The sequence below is a fragment of the Rhodoferax fermentans genome, assembly GCF_002017865.1.
Lineage (GTDB): Bacteria > Pseudomonadota > Gammaproteobacteria > Burkholderiales > Burkholderiaceae_C > Rhodoferax > Rhodoferax fermentans.
The window spans coordinates 545738-560812 of the sequence record NZ_MTJN01000002.1 but is presented as its reverse complement, the minus strand read 5'-3'; the positions used below and the strand labels follow the sequence as shown (position 1 = coordinate 560812).

20 protein-coding genes are annotated in these 15075 nt (G+C 58.1%); all 20 read left to right on the top strand.

Going from position 1 to position 15075, the window contains the following annotated elements; all coding sequences use genetic code 11:
• Window positions 1–5: 5 nt before the first annotated feature.
• The 20 genes from RF819_RS02750 (at window position 6) to RF819_RS20865 (ending at window position 15073) form a co-directional block, all read left to right on the top strand.
• Window positions 6–449 (top strand): Gp49 family protein, encoded by a 444-nt coding sequence (locus RF819_RS02750; protein WP_244899859.1) that lies wholly within the window; start codon window positions 6–8, stop codon window positions 447–449.
• A 196-nt stretch (window positions 450–645) separates the two neighbouring features.
• On the top strand, window positions 646–1770 hold the full coding sequence (locus tag RF819_RS02745; RefSeq protein ID WP_078363552.1) for a phage capsid family protein: 1125 nt from the start codon (window positions 646–648) through the stop codon (window positions 1768–1770).
• A gap of 22 nt (window positions 1771–1792) precedes the next feature.
• Entirely contained in the window at window positions 1793–2344 is a 552-nt protein-coding gene (locus RF819_RS02740; RefSeq protein ID WP_078363551.1) for a hypothetical protein, read from the top strand.
• 9 nt (window positions 2345–2353) lie between these two features.
• A complete protein-coding gene (locus RF819_RS02735) occupies window positions 2354–2785 on the top strand; it encodes a hypothetical protein (RefSeq protein ID WP_143541572.1) in 432 nt (143 codons plus the stop codon).
• On the top strand, window positions 2752–3477 hold the full coding sequence (locus tag RF819_RS02730; RefSeq protein WP_143541571.1) for a phage adaptor protein: 726 nt from the start codon (window positions 2752–2754) through the stop codon (window positions 3475–3477). The genes RF819_RS02735 and RF819_RS02730 overlap by 34 nt, the downstream gene beginning before the upstream one ends.
• A 281-nt stretch (window positions 3478–3758) precedes the next feature.
• Window positions 3759–4268 carry a phage tail fiber protein gene (locus RF819_RS02720; protein ID WP_078363547.1) on the top strand — a complete coding sequence of 170 codons (510 nt, stop codon included), beginning with the start codon at window positions 3759–3761 and terminating at the stop codon, window positions 4266–4268.
• Between the two features lie 12 nt (window positions 4269–4280).
• A complete protein-coding gene (locus RF819_RS02715) occupies window positions 4281–4760 on the top strand; it encodes a hypothetical protein (RefSeq protein WP_078363546.1) in 480 nt (159 codons plus the stop codon).
• A gap of 4 nt (window positions 4761–4764) precedes the next feature.
• The gene (locus RF819_RS02710; protein WP_078363545.1) at window positions 4765–5184 is read left to right on the top strand and encodes a hypothetical protein; all 420 of its coding nucleotides are present in this window, start codon (window positions 4765–4767) and stop codon (window positions 5182–5184) included.
• Between the two features lie 720 nt (window positions 5185–5904).
• Window positions 5905–6801, top strand: coding sequence for a hypothetical protein (locus tag RF819_RS02705; RefSeq protein ID WP_078363544.1), 897 nt, complete (start codon window positions 5905–5907; stop codon window positions 6799–6801).
• Window positions 6802–6803: 2 nt separating this feature from the next.
• Complete coding sequence (locus RF819_RS02700; RefSeq protein ID WP_078363543.1) at window positions 6804–7124, top strand: phage fiber-tail adaptor protein; 321 nt, start codon at window positions 6804–6806, stop codon at window positions 7122–7124.
• Window positions 7121–7312, top strand: a complete 192-nt coding sequence (locus RF819_RS20870) for a hypothetical protein (protein ID WP_143541569.1) — start codon at window positions 7121–7123, stop codon at window positions 7310–7312. Before RF819_RS02700 ends, RF819_RS20870 begins: the two co-directional genes overlap by 4 nt.
• Window positions 7309–7941 carry a glycoside hydrolase family 19 protein gene (locus tag RF819_RS02695; RefSeq protein WP_143541568.1) on the top strand — a complete coding sequence of 211 codons (633 nt, stop codon included), beginning with the start codon at window positions 7309–7311 and terminating at the stop codon, window positions 7939–7941. Before RF819_RS20870 ends, RF819_RS02695 begins: the two co-directional genes overlap by 4 nt.
• On the top strand, window positions 7938–8132 hold the full coding sequence (locus tag RF819_RS02690; protein ID WP_078363541.1) for a hypothetical protein: 195 nt from the start codon (window positions 7938–7940) through the stop codon (window positions 8130–8132). Before RF819_RS02695 ends, RF819_RS02690 begins: the two co-directional genes overlap by 4 nt.
• On the top strand, window positions 8129–8497 hold the full coding sequence (locus RF819_RS02685; protein WP_078363540.1) for a hypothetical protein: 369 nt from the start codon (window positions 8129–8131) through the stop codon (window positions 8495–8497). The genes RF819_RS02690 and RF819_RS02685 overlap by 4 nt, the downstream gene beginning before the upstream one ends.
• Window positions 8494–9009, top strand: a complete 516-nt coding sequence (locus RF819_RS02680; RefSeq protein ID WP_078363539.1) for a hypothetical protein — start codon at window positions 8494–8496, stop codon at window positions 9007–9009. Before RF819_RS02685 ends, RF819_RS02680 begins: the two co-directional genes overlap by 4 nt.
• Window positions 9010–9050: 41 nt before the next feature.
• Window positions 9051–10193, top strand: coding sequence for a hypothetical protein (locus tag RF819_RS02675; RefSeq protein ID WP_078363538.1), 1143 nt, complete (start codon window positions 9051–9053; stop codon window positions 10191–10193).
• 12 nt (window positions 10194–10205) lie between these two features.
• On the top strand, window positions 10206–10955 hold the full coding sequence (locus RF819_RS02670; RefSeq protein WP_078363537.1) for a hypothetical protein: 750 nt from the start codon (window positions 10206–10208) through the stop codon (window positions 10953–10955).
• A 3-nt stretch (window positions 10956–10958) separates the two neighbouring features.
• A complete protein-coding gene (locus RF819_RS02665) occupies window positions 10959–11726 on the top strand; it encodes a GIY-YIG nuclease family protein (RefSeq protein ID WP_078363536.1) in 768 nt (255 codons plus the stop codon).
• A gap of 3 nt (window positions 11727–11729) precedes the next feature.
• Complete coding sequence (locus tag RF819_RS02660; RefSeq protein ID WP_078363535.1) at window positions 11730–13178, top strand: hypothetical protein; 1449 nt, start codon at window positions 11730–11732, stop codon at window positions 13176–13178.
• Window positions 13175–15073, top strand: a complete 1899-nt coding sequence (locus RF819_RS20865) for a hypothetical protein (RefSeq protein ID WP_143541567.1) — start codon at window positions 13175–13177, stop codon at window positions 15071–15073. Before RF819_RS02660 ends, RF819_RS20865 begins: the two co-directional genes overlap by 4 nt.
• Window positions 15074–15075 lie beyond the last annotated feature (2 nt).

Sequence of the window (15075 nt, the reverse complement as noted above, 5' to 3'; positions counted from 1 at the left end):
AACCTATGAATCATAGTCAACCACTCCACCCCTATATCGACGCTGCGCGTGAATTCACGCGCTCGATGATCGCTCAGGCAGACCAAACCATCGAGCAAGAAATCCAAGCCAAAGGACTGACAGCGCCGCGTGTGACGCCTGAGGGCATTGAGGCGAACATTGCCAGCGAGCACTACTTCACCGCTATGGAAGGCGTGATTGGTGGAGAGATGGCGGAAGGACAAACCATCGGTGAAGTTAAGGACTACGAAGCTCTAAGCCTCCTGACCTTCTGCGTCCTGATCCTGCGCAACAGCACCAAGATTGTCGGCATCAACTACGGCGCCATCGACCCAGCGCAGCACAGCGCAGAGACTGGCCGTGTCGAGGCAAGGAAACACGCCATCGAGCAAATCTGGCCGCTGATGGGCTGCGAGCTGAGGCAGCGTTTGCACTCTAACGAAATCTGATGTAATATCGCGGCGTCGCACGTAGTGCGACGTCTCGCCAGCCAGAGCGACATCTGACATGCAAGGGGCGGCAACACAGCCCCCGAAGCGACTCCGTAAGAGCCGAACAACTCGCAGTCACCGCGACATCGTGGCCTGAGATTGATGCACAGATTGCATCAGAGAGTGTTCGTTTTACAACTTATGGAGTCCTCACATGGCAACGACTAACTTTGCGCAGCTGACCAGCGAACAAAAAACAGTCTGGTCGCTCGATTTCTGGCGCCAGGCCCGCAACCTTTCTTTCGTCAACAAGTTTCTCGGCAGCGACGAGAACAGCTTGATCCAGCACGTCACCGAGCTGAAGAAAACCCAAAAAGGCGCGCGCGCCGTGATGACCTTGCTGACCGACCTCGAAGGTGACGGTATCGCAGGGGATCGCACCCTGCGCGGCAATGAAGAGCAGCTGCGCAGCTTCGACAAGGTGATTCGGATCGACCAGATCCGTAACGCCAACATCAACGAAGGCCGCATGGCCGATCAGAAGACCGTGGTGCAGTTCCGCGAAAACAGCCGCGACAAGCTGTCCTACTGGGCGTCTGACCGCGTCGACCAGCTGGCGATCCTGACGATGGCCGGGCTGTCCTACAGCACCAAGCTCAGCGCCGTGGGCGCCACCGTGGGTCGCATCGGCTCCGATCTGCCGTATCTGGAATTCGCCCAGGACGTGGTCGCGCCCAGCTCCAAGCGCTTCGGTCGCTGGAACGGCACCTCCAAGCTGATGGAGTGGGGCACCGGCAACGGCTCGGTGGCTGTCGCAGACACCCCGTCCTACAACATGCTGGTGCAGGCCAAGGCATACGCCAAGGACAACTACGTGCGCGGTTGCAAGGACAAGGGTGGCGAAGAGGTCTATCACGTCTTCCTCAGCCCGCAGGCCATGGCCAAGCTGAAGCTGGACCCCGAGTACCTGTCGAACTTGCGCTGGGCGCGTCAACGCGGCGAGGACAACCCGCTGTTCACTGGCGACGTGGTGCGTGTCGACGGCATGTACCTGCATGAGTACCGCCACATCCCCAACACCCGCCTGACCCCTTCCGGCCAGAAGTACGGTGCCGGTGGCTTGATCGACGGTTGCCAGGTGCTGTTCTGCGGTGCCCAAGCGCTGGGTATGGCCGACCTCGGCGCTCCCAGCTGGACCGAAGAAGGCTTCGACTACGAGAACCAACAAGGTATCTCGGTCGCCAAGATTCTGGGCTTCCTCAAGCCTCAGTTCTACACCCAGTACAGCGGCGGCACCACCGAAGACTTCGGTGTGCTCTCTTTGTACACGGCTCAGTAATCTGCTTCAAGGAGAACACATCATGGCAGTCAAAAACCGCACCCGTGGTGCTCAGTACCCCCTGGTAGCTGAGTACGTCTTCAACTTCAACGACGGGCAAGCCTTCCTGTCGGCTCTCAACGGCGCCAGCGTCGACCAGAACCCCAAGTCCAACGTGACTGACTTTGGTTCCGGCGTGCAACCTGACGGCATGCTGTCGGGTGTCACCTACGTCACCGGCGGTGGCGGCAAGACCAGCTACTTTGAAGTGCTGGCCCTGCCCATCAACGCCCAGGTGATCGGCGGCGACGTCCACGTCGAGAACGCCTACGTCGGCCCGGCCACAGCCACCGTGCAGTTCGGTGACGCGGTAACCGGCTCCTGGTACTCCGCTGCCATCGACGCCAAGACCGCAGCTCGCACTGCGCTGACCTTGCCGCTGGAAGACACCGACAACTCGCCCACGCACGCGGCCACTGGCCTTGACCTGCGCATGGCCCTGGTGCTGGGTGCCGGTAACGCCACTGCTGGCCGCGTCCGCGTCCGTGTCATGTACACGATTGACGGTCGTATCAACGAGGTCAGCGCCTCCTAAGTGCCGCCCTTGAAGCGGGCTTCGGCCCGCTTCTTTTTTACCTTCCTGGAGACCATCATGCCGGACTACGTGCTCAACCGCACCTACACCCACCGCTCTACCTTGGGCCACATCGTCAACTTCGTCAAAGGGATGCCCACCTGGGTGCCCCCGGCGCTGGAGAAGGAGGTCACAGCGCTGGGTGCTGAGCCCGTCGATGGCCCCAAGCAGGACGTGCTGGACCCTGACAAACCGGCGCTGCCGCTGGCCCCTTCTGGCCAAGAACGCGCGGCTCAGGTACTGGCGGTATTCGCACAGCTCGAAGCGCGCAACGAGCGCGGTGACTTCACCGGCAGCGGTCGTCCGAACCTGAGCATCCTGAAAGAGCTGCTCGGCTACGAGGTGATCGGTAAAGAGCGCGACGAGCTTTGGGAAGAGTACCTCAAGGCGAAGGCTGGCTAGCCATGCTCGCCGACGATCTGCTCGCACTGTTCCGTAGCGACGTGGTCGATACGGCAGCTCCGTACCTCTGGAGCGACACCGAGGTCTGGGGCTACATGAACGATGCGTACAGGATGTTCGTTCGGCGTATTGGGGGTATTCCCGACACCAGCTCAGCGCTGACCCGCCTGGTCCTGGCCCCCGGCCAGCCAACCAGCGCGGTCAGCCCCCTCATTCTCCGGTTCCGTAGCGCATACCTGCTGTCTGACGGCACCGAACTCAAGATCGTCAACGAGGCGGGCTTGCCGACGCTGACGACCAGTGACTACGGCCAGCTCAACACGCAGCGGCGCAGCTTGCTGCAAGGCAAGGTCACGCACATGGTGACCGGCATGGACCGCAACGCGGCGCGTGGCCTGGTGCGCTGGGTCCGCATCCCAGACCGCGCCGACACCGTACAGCTCAGCGTACAGCGCCTGCCGCTGGACACCGTCGAGCCCGGCTTTGAGTTTGGCGAGATCGGTGAAGAGCACCACGAGCACTTGATGCTGTGGATGAAGGCACGGGCCTACGGCAAGCAGGATGCTGAGTGCTTTGACCGGGGTCGCCGCGATGAGTACACGCAGCAGTTCAACGCCTACTGCGCACAGGCCAAGGCCGAGTGGAACAGATACAAGAGCCACAGCATGTCTGTGGCGTACGGAGGGCTGTGAAGTGACCAACGACCAGCATACATCATGGATCAAAGTCGCCCTTGACTGGCTTGCTGCACTGCTTGGCATAGGGACATTTGCCGGTCTCGTAAACATCGTTGTCGGTGTTCTTTCTGGACTCTGGATAGGGATTCAGGTCTACGGCTGGTTCAAGTACACAAGGCCAATTCAAAAGGCCCAGGCGAGAGCAGCCCGGCGGGAAATGCTTGCCAACGCCACAAGGCCGAGTGATCTGTAGTTGAGCGAAAAGCTTATTTTTACTGAAGGAGATAGCTGTGAAGATGTTTAAAAAATGGATTGGTTCGGCCCTGTTGGGCCTGGCGTTGGTACTGGCTGCGGTTCCGGTGGTGCAGGCCGGTGCTTTATCCGATTACCTGGAAAACAAGCTGGTTGACCATGTGTTCCGGGCCCAGGCCTACACCGCGCCGACAACTGTCTATGTGGCACTCTTCACATCAGCCTGCAGCGACTCGGCTATTGGCACCGAGGTGTCGGGCGGCTCGTATGCCCGGCCTGGGCTGGCCACCAGCTTGGTCAACTGGGCAGGCACCCAGGCAGCGGCCAGCACCACGGCCAGCTCGGGCACCAGCGGCACCACGTCCAACAATGCCGCCATCACCTTTGCCACACCCAGCGCAGGCTGGGGCACGGTCACCCACATCGGTTTGATGGATTCGGTGTCCAGCGGCAACATGCTGGTTTGCACCGCGTTGAGCATCGGCAAGACGATCAACACCGGTGACACCGTCAGCTTCCCGGCTGCATCGCTCACGATTCAGATGGACAACTGATCGGACATCGTCATGAACTACCGAGATTTGCTGACCGAGATCCTGGCCAGCGCTGACTGTGCGCCCTACATCCACAACAGCGCCGCGCCCAAGATCAGCGCGGCCGAGGTGCTGGTCAAAGACCAGGCCATCGCCGACATCCTCAACACCGGCCGCACGGTTGTGGGTGAGTGCTGGCTGACAGACCGGGGCCTTGTGAGTGACCTGGTGGCGGCCACTGGCAACACGGCCATGCCTGACGCCATCCTGACCAAGCTTGACACCTTGGCCGCATCGTCGCGGTCCACCCGGGCACTGATGAACCGTTTGGAAAACGATGCCAAAGGTGTGAACTTTGGCGACGTCGGTTTGCGTGCCCAGTTTGCACAATGGACCCAGGCCGACGTATTTACGCAAGCGGAGCTTGACGCCGTGCTGAACCTGCCCATGCAGCCCGCGCCCAAGATCACCGCCGCCGATGTATCCCGCGCGGTGCGCGGACCTTGGGATTGATGCCATGGCCTCTACAAAACCAGAAACACAGCTCACCTGGAGCGCCGCAGCGTCCGCCACAGTGGCATCGGCCAGCATCGTCTGGAGCGACCCGGTTGCATTCAATGTGGAAGATTTTGAAGCCAGCGTGCAAGTCAGCGCCGACAACACGGGCACTCCCGCCAGCGGCGACGTGTGCAATGTGTTCGTGGCTTACCACAGCGGCGACATCCTGGGCGACAGCGGCGCCGATTTCGACACCGACAAACACGCCCAGTTCTTGATGCAGCTGGACACTTACTCCACCAATGGTGAGGACCCGGCCCGCAAGTCGGCACCGGTACGCACTGGAGCCACTGGCTACCGCCTGGGTGTGCAGTGCCCCCAAGCGGCCACCCGCAGCATCACCGTGCGGGCGCGGATGACCACGCACCGCGCGCAGTAACGGGGGCTCGACGTGCCGTTTGTCAAAGTCAGAATCCCGCGCACCAGCCAGCCGCAGGATGCGTGCGGGATTGATTTGGATAACCCGCTGGCGCTTGGATTTGTTGCTTGTGAGTTTGCCAACGGCAGGGTTATATCTCAATCCCCAAACTACCAGAATAGTTTTTTGATAAGTGGCGTCGGAGAGCCAGGCAAGAATGTTGATGCATCGTCGTCTGGTCAAGTTCAGAGCGTCGTAACAGGGCGCGCAAACGCAGACGCGACGCTGCTTTGCCTGGTAGATGGCGGGTACCCACAAGAGTGTATTGCGTTGGAGTTTGGCGGAGACGGTTCCGGCTATGCTGGTAGTACCCGTGGGCTGCGCGTATTCAATGGCAAGCCCTCGGCTTACACACGCGACATGGTTGTACTTGACGGGCTTCTGTCCGTTCCTACGACGCACCCTTACACGATAGCTGCCACGTTTAAAGAATCTGAGACACGACTATTTTTAAATGGGTCTTTGGATGTTGCTGGATTTACGCTCGTCGGCGCATCGGGTAAAGGCGAGGTATCTTTTGGGGACATCAATAGTGCACACACCCCGCGCCCAAGTCCGTGGCACTTTAAGGGGCGGCGGTATATTTCACTTTGCTTTAACACTGCAAAATCTGATGCCGAGGTAAAGTCCCTCTCTGACAACCCCTGGCAAATCTTCGAGCCCGAAGAAATCACGATCTGGGTGCCCACGGTCAGCAGCTCGGATGTGCTGCTGGGGGCTGACGCTGCTGGCCAGGCCAGCGCCTCGGCCACCCTGTTGCATGGCGTGAACCTGGCAGGCGCTGCGCTCAGTGTGGCCAGCAGCTCGGCCAGCATGTCGCACTCTGTGCCCCTAGCTGCTGCTGCCACCGGCACGGCCAGTAGCACCGGGCAAGTCAAACTGTCAATCAGATTTGCAGCGGGTGCGCTGGCCCAGGCCTTGGCCACTGGTCAGGCAGCGGTGGGCAAGCCACTGGCAGCTGCAGGCGCCGGGCAGGTCACCGGGGGTGCGGCGCTGAACGTGGCCGCTGCAGGCGGCGCGGTGAACCTGGCCGCTGCTGGTGCTGCCCAGGCCACTGGCACGGCCACGCTGGCCCTGGCGGTCAACTTTTCCGCTGTGGCCCTGGCCCAGGCCGCCAGCTCTGCGGCATTTGGTGGTGCTGCCACTTTGGCCACGCAAGCCATTGCCAACGCACAGGCCAGCGCCGCACTGTCGGTGGGCAAACCCATTGCAGCCGCTGGCCAGGGCCAAGCCAGTGGAAGTGCAATGCTTTGGCTAGACATCCCTCTGGGTGCCGATGCATTGGTGCAAGCATCAGCGGGTGGTGCGCTTAGCTTGTCTGTGACGCTGGAGGCTAGTGCGCTGGCTCAAGCCTCCAGTGGCGCCAGTTTTCCAGCAGCAATAAGCTTGCAGGCAAATGGATCAGCAGTGGCCACCGGTAGTGCGTCACTTCGAGTTACCAACTCAAACACCTATGGACCAAGCATTTTTAATGCATGGGTTTCTATGGCTGTACGCCGCGCTTATGTGCCGCTTGCTCAAAACAAAGTTCGCGTACCCGTGGCGTCAAGAAACACCAGACTCGCCTACCAGGGGTAACTATGAGCATTCTTGCAACTTTTACAAAGCAGCCAAGTGAAGCCAAGTTCTTTGACGTTCACTTCGAGGACTTTTTGGCTGATCTTGAAACGGATGTTGTTGGGGCGCCTGATGTCACCGTTGGCACCGGTGTTTTTTCCGATGGAACGAGTTCGACTGTGGCCATGACACAGAAGGAGATTGCAACCATTGTTGATGGTGTTGTGAGGGTCTGGTCGGTTGGCGGCGAGCATCTTGCCAAGTACAAGTACACGATCAAGGTGACTTGTGCCAATGGGTGGATTGAGGAACAAGAAATCTGCGTGAAGGTGAAAGAAACATGAACTTTGAAAAATATGGAGGCCGTAGATACCTTCTTTGTTGGGGCTCATTGATCAGCGCAGATGTACTGCAGTGGTTCGGGAAGATGGACCTTGCTGGACTGGCTTGGGGTGGTGCGGTTGCGCTCACTGTTGGCGCCTATATCGCCGGGAATGTCAAGCAAAAACAGAATGAAGGAGCAGCCAAATGACACCATCAGAGCTGATACACATGGGCGTCCGCGCCGACCGCGCCGCCACCTACGCACCATTGCTGGCCATGGCCATGCCTGAATTTGGCATAGACACACTACTGCGCAAGAAAATGTTTCTGCCCCAGGTGTTGCACGAGTCAATGATGCTCAGGTGCACCACGGAACTGTGGGGTGCTGAGCCAACCGCTGCGCAAAGCACCTATGAGCGCGACTTCTCGCAGTCATGGGGTCCTGGCCTGCAACGCGGCGACAGGAACTACAAAGCATTCAACCTGGGCAATTCACAGCCCGGTGACGGCAAGCGGTATCGCGGCCACGGCCTGCTGCAAAGCACCGGGCGCTACAACCACGCAAAGGCCCGAGACAGGCTGCGCGCCCGCCTGCCAAACCACAATGTTCCCGACTTTGAGCAAGACCCGGAGGCCTTGGCCTTGCCGCTGTGGGCCGTTCTGAGCGCCTGTGACTTTTGGGAAGCGCACAACCTGAACTACTGGGCTGACCTCGGCGATGTGGATGGCGTCAGCGATGTGATCAACCGTGGCAAAAAGACGGAGATCAAAGGCGATGCCAACGGCTTCAAGGAGCGCCTGGCGCTGTTCCGTGTGGCTGACGAGGTGCTGGCATGAGCATCATTGAACAGCGCACCCGCGAACGTCTCGGTGCCGCACACACTCTGCAAGATCAGCTTGCAGCAAAACTGCGCATACCTCAAACAGATCGCCGCAAACACAGCATCCCGGTTGCGAAGGAGCGCCGTGGCCTGAACCCACAGCGCAAGGGCTGGGAAGACAACGATACCGAGACGGACTCGATATGAACCCGAACCCAACCACGACCAACTGCTTCATGTACGCATTTGACTGCGTGCACGAGCTTGGTGGGTATCTCTGCATAGGGATGAGTGCACGGGACAAAGACGGCCACCCCTGGCCCTGGCAGCACCTTGGCAACTATGACAACCTGCGACACGAATTCAAGTCGTTTGTGCCGCCCGGCGACTTACCGCGCCACTGGAACTCGTTCTTCGGTTTTGAAGGTTCTGTCGTTGTGGGAGATTCTGAGTTCAGGCGCCCTATGCCCGTCGGTCTGATGTATCGGGGTGTTTTTGCTTTATTCATCGCGCTGACGGTCTGGTACATCAAGCGCCGATGGGACCACTTCAGAAAGGTACGGGCGATATGAGGGCGCTTCTCAACCCCAGGCTGTGGATTGGCCTCGTCATTGCAGCAGCGCTGTCCTACGGGCTGTACTGGTGGCACCACGACGGCTACCTGGGCGGCAAATCTGAGGTTCAGGCGCTCTGGGATGCTGACAAGGCCCAAGTCGTCATGCAGTCTCTTGAGAAGCGCCGTCAAGTTTCTCATGAGTCCGGCGTTCTCCAAACCCAAGCTGACGCAATTCTGAAAGACAAAGATGAAAAAATCAGACTACTTAATTCTGCTGTCTCTGCTGTTCTTGCAAGCCTGCGGAACCGTCCAGCCCGCCCCAACGAAAGTGGAACTGGTCTGCCCACGGATGCCAGCACTGGAACAAGTGCCAGTTGCACAGGTGCCCAGCTTTATCGACCGGATGCAGAATTTCTTATTGGGGAGTCTGCCCGAGCCGATAAGTTACGCCTTGACCTCGGCCAATGTCAAGCTCAGTACAACGAGTACCGAGAAGCCGTGAACCAGCACGACGCCGCCCAAAACTAAGTCCAGCACTCTAACGGACTCTCACGTAAAATCACGAGACCATGCCACAGATCAAGCGCTTCAAAGGACTCAACAACGTCAGCGATTCGCTGAGGTTGGGTCTCGGCTGGCTGGCAACTGCGGACAACGTGAATGTGACCGATACAGGGGCGTTGACCAAGCGTGCAGGGTACTCGCTGGTGAGTGCGGGCGACTACGTGGGGGTGTTCACAACCTTCGACTACAGCCGTTTCTACGCGGCGGTCGACGGTTATCTGACGGACTATGACGGCAACCGCTTGATACCGCTCAGCTCGCCTGACCCTATGTTCTGGGCCGAGGTCAACGACCAGGTGTTCTTCAACAATGGGCTGGATGCCGGGGTCATCCTGCCAGACAACACGGTGCTGCCGTGGCGCTGGCAGACGCCCGCAGCACCGACCGTCGCGGCGGTTACCGGCAGGCTTCCGGCAGGCATGTACCAAGTGCGCTGCACGACGTTCTTGGCTGACGGGCGTGAGACCGGCACCAGTGAACCTGCCGAGATCACGCTGACTGACGGTCAGGCGTTGCAGATCAGTGGCGTGACGCCAGGCTCGAACGTCTACATCGCCCCCGCCAACAGTGACGTGTACCAGCTTGCTGGGCGCGCCACCACCTCAGCCTTCGTCTGGAACAGTTCGCCCGACAACCTTGGCCGCGATCTGCTCAATGCGTTCCTCGACCCGCTGCCGCTTGGCGCCGATGTGATTCAGGTGTGGAAGGGCAGGGTGTACGCCGCCATGTACATGCCGAGTGAAGACCAGACGGTCGTGTGGTTCAGCCAGCCGCTGGCGTTCCATCTGTTCAACCTCAACAGCAACTTCATTCTTGTGCCAGGCCACGTCCAGATGCTGGCCGCGCACGACGAGGCACTGGTCATCGGTACTGAGACGCGCGTCTATGCCTGCGACGGCACAAAGCTCGTACAGCTCGCGGACTACGGCGTGGTCCCAGGCTGGCACGACGACAAGGACGCCGACGGCAAGGTGTACTTCTGGACGACACGCGGCCTGTGTAGCGCGCTGCCATTCCAGAACCTCACCGAACGACAGATCAGCGTAGCGCCTGGCCTTCGCGCCGGGGGCTGCATTGTGAAAAGCGGGGGCCAGAAACGGTATCTCGCAGTTCTTCAACAGGGCGGCGAGCCCTTCAACGCTCTTTAAGGAGAAACCACCATGACACTTCGCTTATCCACCAAATTGCGTGATGCCCTTGCTGCCGCATTTGCCGCCAGCTTTGCCGGTGGCGTCATTGACATCTACTCTGGTTCACAGCCCGCCACGGCGGACAGCGCTGTGACTGGCACGCTGTTGGGCCGCGTGACTATTGCCTCGACCACCTATGTGGCAGAAACGGCTGCATCTGCCACGCTGACGCTGGCTGGTTCTTCGGGCTCTGTCAACACCGTAAACATCGGGTCATTCAACATCATCCCACTTGGGCCTGTTGCCTTTATCACCGATTTGGCAACGACCGCTCAAGCACTGGCCGATGCAATCAACCGCAACGGCATTTACACGGCAACCGCATCCGGTGCGGTGGTGACCGTCAAAGCCCCGGCAGGGACTGGCGATGCTCACAACGGCCTGGCTCTGGCGGCGACTGTGACAACGATGACAGCCACATCGAGCGGCAATATCACGGGCGGCGTTGACGCAACTGCTGGCCTGCAGTTCTCGGCAGCATCTGGCGGCTCTGTGAGCAAGCTCGGCACCTGGAGCTTCAACGGGTTGGCCGCAGGCACTGCGGGCTGGTTCCGATTCAAGGCAAGCTTCCTTGATGCTGATGGCGTATCAACCACTGCTGTGCGCTTGGATGGCTCCATTGCCACCAGCGGCGCAGAGATGAACCTGAGTAACTTGACCATCGCTGTGGGTGCGCCGACCACAATCGACTCGTTTACAGTAACTTGTCCGGCATCTTAAGTCGTGGCGCGTATCACCGTTGCGGGTGTTTACGAAATCCGAAACACATTGAGCAACAAGGTGTATATCGGGTCATCGGTAAACGTCAAGCGCAGACTTGCTGCTCATCGGCAGCATCTGCGCAGAGGTGAGCACGCCACTGCGCATTTGCAGTCTGCATGGGATAAGTGTGGAGAGTCTGCGTTTGAATTCAAGCAGCTGATTGTCTGCGACAAAAAGGACGTTCTGTTTTACGAGCAGCGCATCATGGACGGCTTCAAGTCGAACCAGAAAGAGTTTGGCTACAACAAACGCATCGTGGTGGAAACATGTGCGGGCATGAAGCTGACAGACGAGCACAAAGCCAAGATTGCAGCCGCAGTCCCGCGTGGCGAGGCTCATCAGTACTATGGCAAACGGCTCTGCGACAAAGCGTATGAAGTCGCCGCTGACTTGAAGCGCGGTAAACCGATGCCCGATGAGCAGCGGGAAAAAATATCGCGTACTTTGCACGGAAAAAAGAAGCCTGCTGGATTTGGCGCAAAGATCAGTGCAGCAAAAAAAGGCGTCAAGTACACCGACGAACAAAAGAAAAATATGACCGGGTGCTGGCTCGGGAAAAAACACACCAAGGAACGGCGAGAGCAAGGCGCAAAACTCAGCTTCGCAAAAGCCGATGAAGTCCGTAGGCTGTACGCTGGGGGTGGTTTGTCGCAAGACAAAATCGCGGTGATGATGCAGGTGTCTAGGCGGGCAATTCGCAATGTGCTCGACGGAAAGGCTTGGGCATAAGCCATGGAGCATCGACTGATCCAAGGAGGCGAACAGTATCTACCGTTCGCCCGTAGTCGCATCAAGTCGCTCAAAGCGCTGGGGCTGACCTACGCGAACCAGTCGTTTGAGGTTGACGGTGTTTCCATCAGGGTCCGCATTGAGCCCGGGCACGAATACATCAGGCTCAGCCGAAACTTGAAGGTGGATATGTGGTGCCTGTCAAAAGAGTGGGTTGACAACACACCCATGCTTTGTGTCTATTCCTTGAAGTCCATGAGTTTGACGGCCAAGCGGATGGCAATGTTTCAACTTCACCCTGGAACAGCGTCATCAAGCACTGAGAATATAAAAGGAACGACGACGGCTTGGGTTGCCAATGGGGTTGTTGGGAGCTACAAGTCCGTATCCACAACGGAACCTCCAAAAACAATCACTGGCATGGAGGTATTTGGTCAAAATACCAGCGGGGAACTGGTAACGCTTAGCGCAGACGCCACGGTCGCCGGTGACACAAGTACAGTCGTCTCCAGTACCTTTGCTGCCGGATACTCAAGTTCGGCCAAGTATGAAGCCATCAGGCACAGGGGAGATGAGCCAGGCTTTAGTGGAAGTTCGACAGCTTACGCAGATTTTGTTCACAAAATCACCAATTACTCAGGTGTCGGCGTCAACCCTCCAACCTTTTCATATTACGGCGGTGCGCTGAAGTCGCAGACCTACACATATCCGCCAACAACCCATTCTCTTGGGGCGCTGATGGTGCCAATACCGCCGTCGTTTCTTAATATATGGGCCAACTCAGCGCCGCCAGTTGTTGGCGGAACCCCAGAGGGTGTTTTGTCGATTGCGCCAGTCGTATACCCAGTTACGCCTGGAGCAATTCTCACCGAGTTGCAGCCCGGGACAATCAACTCTGATATTTGGTTCGGCAACGGAAAAGGTGGCACTACTGAATCTGAATTCAGTTATGGTTATTACATTCCAGATGCATTGAGTTCCATAAACCCGGTAACTGGTAAGTATGTTTTGCGCATGTTCAAAGATTACTACTTTGCTTTTGAGAATGATCTTGGTCGCAGGATCGCAAAAACATACTCCTATGACGGCACTCTGATTGAGAACGGCCCCGTAATCCATGCGCCAGATTACCCAGTTTGGAATGACAGGCTAATGCCTCCGTCAATTCAGAACCCTGCGACGATTGCCCAGTTTCGCAAGGAGTACAGGCGCTGGATGAATGTCGGGAAAAACTCAACCGTGTATGAGTGGATTGGGCTCGGAGGTGATGCGATGTTCGGCGCCGTTGCCCACGGAAACAGCTACATGCAGACCATCAAAACACAAGATCAGGTGTTTGGGGTGCTCGATCTTGAGACGAGGCCATCGCACCCGTGGTTTGTTCCAGTGAGGCCGTACATTGTTGGCCCCGACATTGCGTCAATGACGCCTTATGCATCGGAGATGCCATGACGCTTGCGCTTGCCATTCAGTCAGGGGCTTCTGGATCTTCAATTTCAGATGGCGGTCCAGCTCATATCACTATTACGCCGATTTCGAACAATGGAGTTGTTCCGTTTGTCGAAGATATTGGGTTTGCTGCATTTGGGGCGACTGCCATCAACTGCAGACCTAGCGGAAGCATTGCTCCTTACATTCGAGCAGAGGTCAGTGCGAATCTGAACTTTGGTTCGGCTGACTTCACGCTGATTATCCGATCGAACAAGCGCACAAGCGACGATGAGATATTCATCCCGTACAACCTGACAAATGCGTCGTATGACAATTGCTTGAATATCGCCCAGCAATATGGTGTGCTGTCGTGCGACTTTCAGACGACGACTGCTATCGGGGGGCAAACGTATCATCACATTGTTGGCCCATCTGCGACGGATGTATGGGTTTGGCAGTACATCGTGCTAGTTCGGTCTGGTGGAAATCTGACGCTTGGAATGGATGGTGCTATGGGAACACCATTCGCCATCGGCACTGCAGCCATCAAACTTCCGGCAACACCGTTTATCAAGATAGGCCACTGCACAGCCAACACTGCTTATATTGATGAACTGATCGCCATAAAAGGCGAGGCACTTTACACCGGATCAACATTCACCGTTCCGACTGCCAGATTCTCTGTGCCTTCTCTGGGGGTTGCTGATGTTGCATTGAGCTTACCTAGTCTGTCAAGCAAGGCGCACAGCGGAGGAAGGGCTGCACTGACATTGCCAAGACCTTTGGCTGCGGCTGCTGGAACGGTTCAAGCGACTGGTAACGCCAGCATGACGCTGCCATCCTTGAGCACCTACGCAATCAGTTATCCGGTCGGAGGTCCATACAGCGAGGCCAATATGCAACTTCCATCACTCACAGTCGCCGCCCAAGGGCACGACAGCACAAGGGAACGTGCAGCAGCCTTGGAGTTGCCCGGTCTTTCGGTGTCTTCGCGTGCTGGGGCTAATGCAAATATCTCTCTGCCAGGCTTGAGTAATCAGGTCGCAGGCACCGTGACATCCGTCTCCAACGCAGAACTGACGCTACCCAGCCTGAGCGCAGCCGCAGGGGCAACAGTTGCATCAACTGGCAACGCAGCCATAACCTTGCCATCCATGAGCGGAAAGAGCTACGCCGGAGCGCTGTGCAGCGTGACCATCGGCACTGTCACCATGGAGTCCATTGGCACCACTGGTGCGGTTGGTGGTGCTTCGATCAGCCTACCGCTGTTTGAGGTGGCATCCTTTGCCAGCGCGCAGAACCACGGATCTGCGCACCTGACGCTGCCATCGCTGAGCTTGCACAGTGGCGGGAATGGTGCAGCCATCACGCTACCCGGCCTGGAGCTTGTCGCCATTGGATCGGCGGTCATCACGGCCACCTACGAAGCCTATGCCATCAACCTGCTCCAGCCTCTGGACAGTAGCCCAAGCAACCAGTACGACGCCAAGGTGCCCGCAGCCACGCACTACACGAACTTCCCGTTCACGCACGTGGTGCGCTACAAAAACAGCTACTACGGCGCCAACAGTACAGGGCTCTATTTGCTTGAAGGCACGACGGATGATGGGGCGCCCATCCCCTTCGACGTGAAGACCTGTGAGACCGACTTCGGTGCGCCTGAGCACAAGACCGTCGAGTCGGCGTACCTGGCTGGGCGGCTCGGTAGCGCAGCCACCGTCACCTTGACGGCACGCGAGGAAACGACGGTCACCCAGGCGTTCGTTACGCCGCGCAGCACAAAGCCACAAAACCACCGCCAGGGCTTCGCGCGAGGACTCAAGGCGAGGTACTTCGCGCTGGGCATCAGCGGCGAAAAAGAGTTTGAGCTTGATACCGTCGACCTCAGTGTCGGCACCACCAAACGGAGAATCTGATC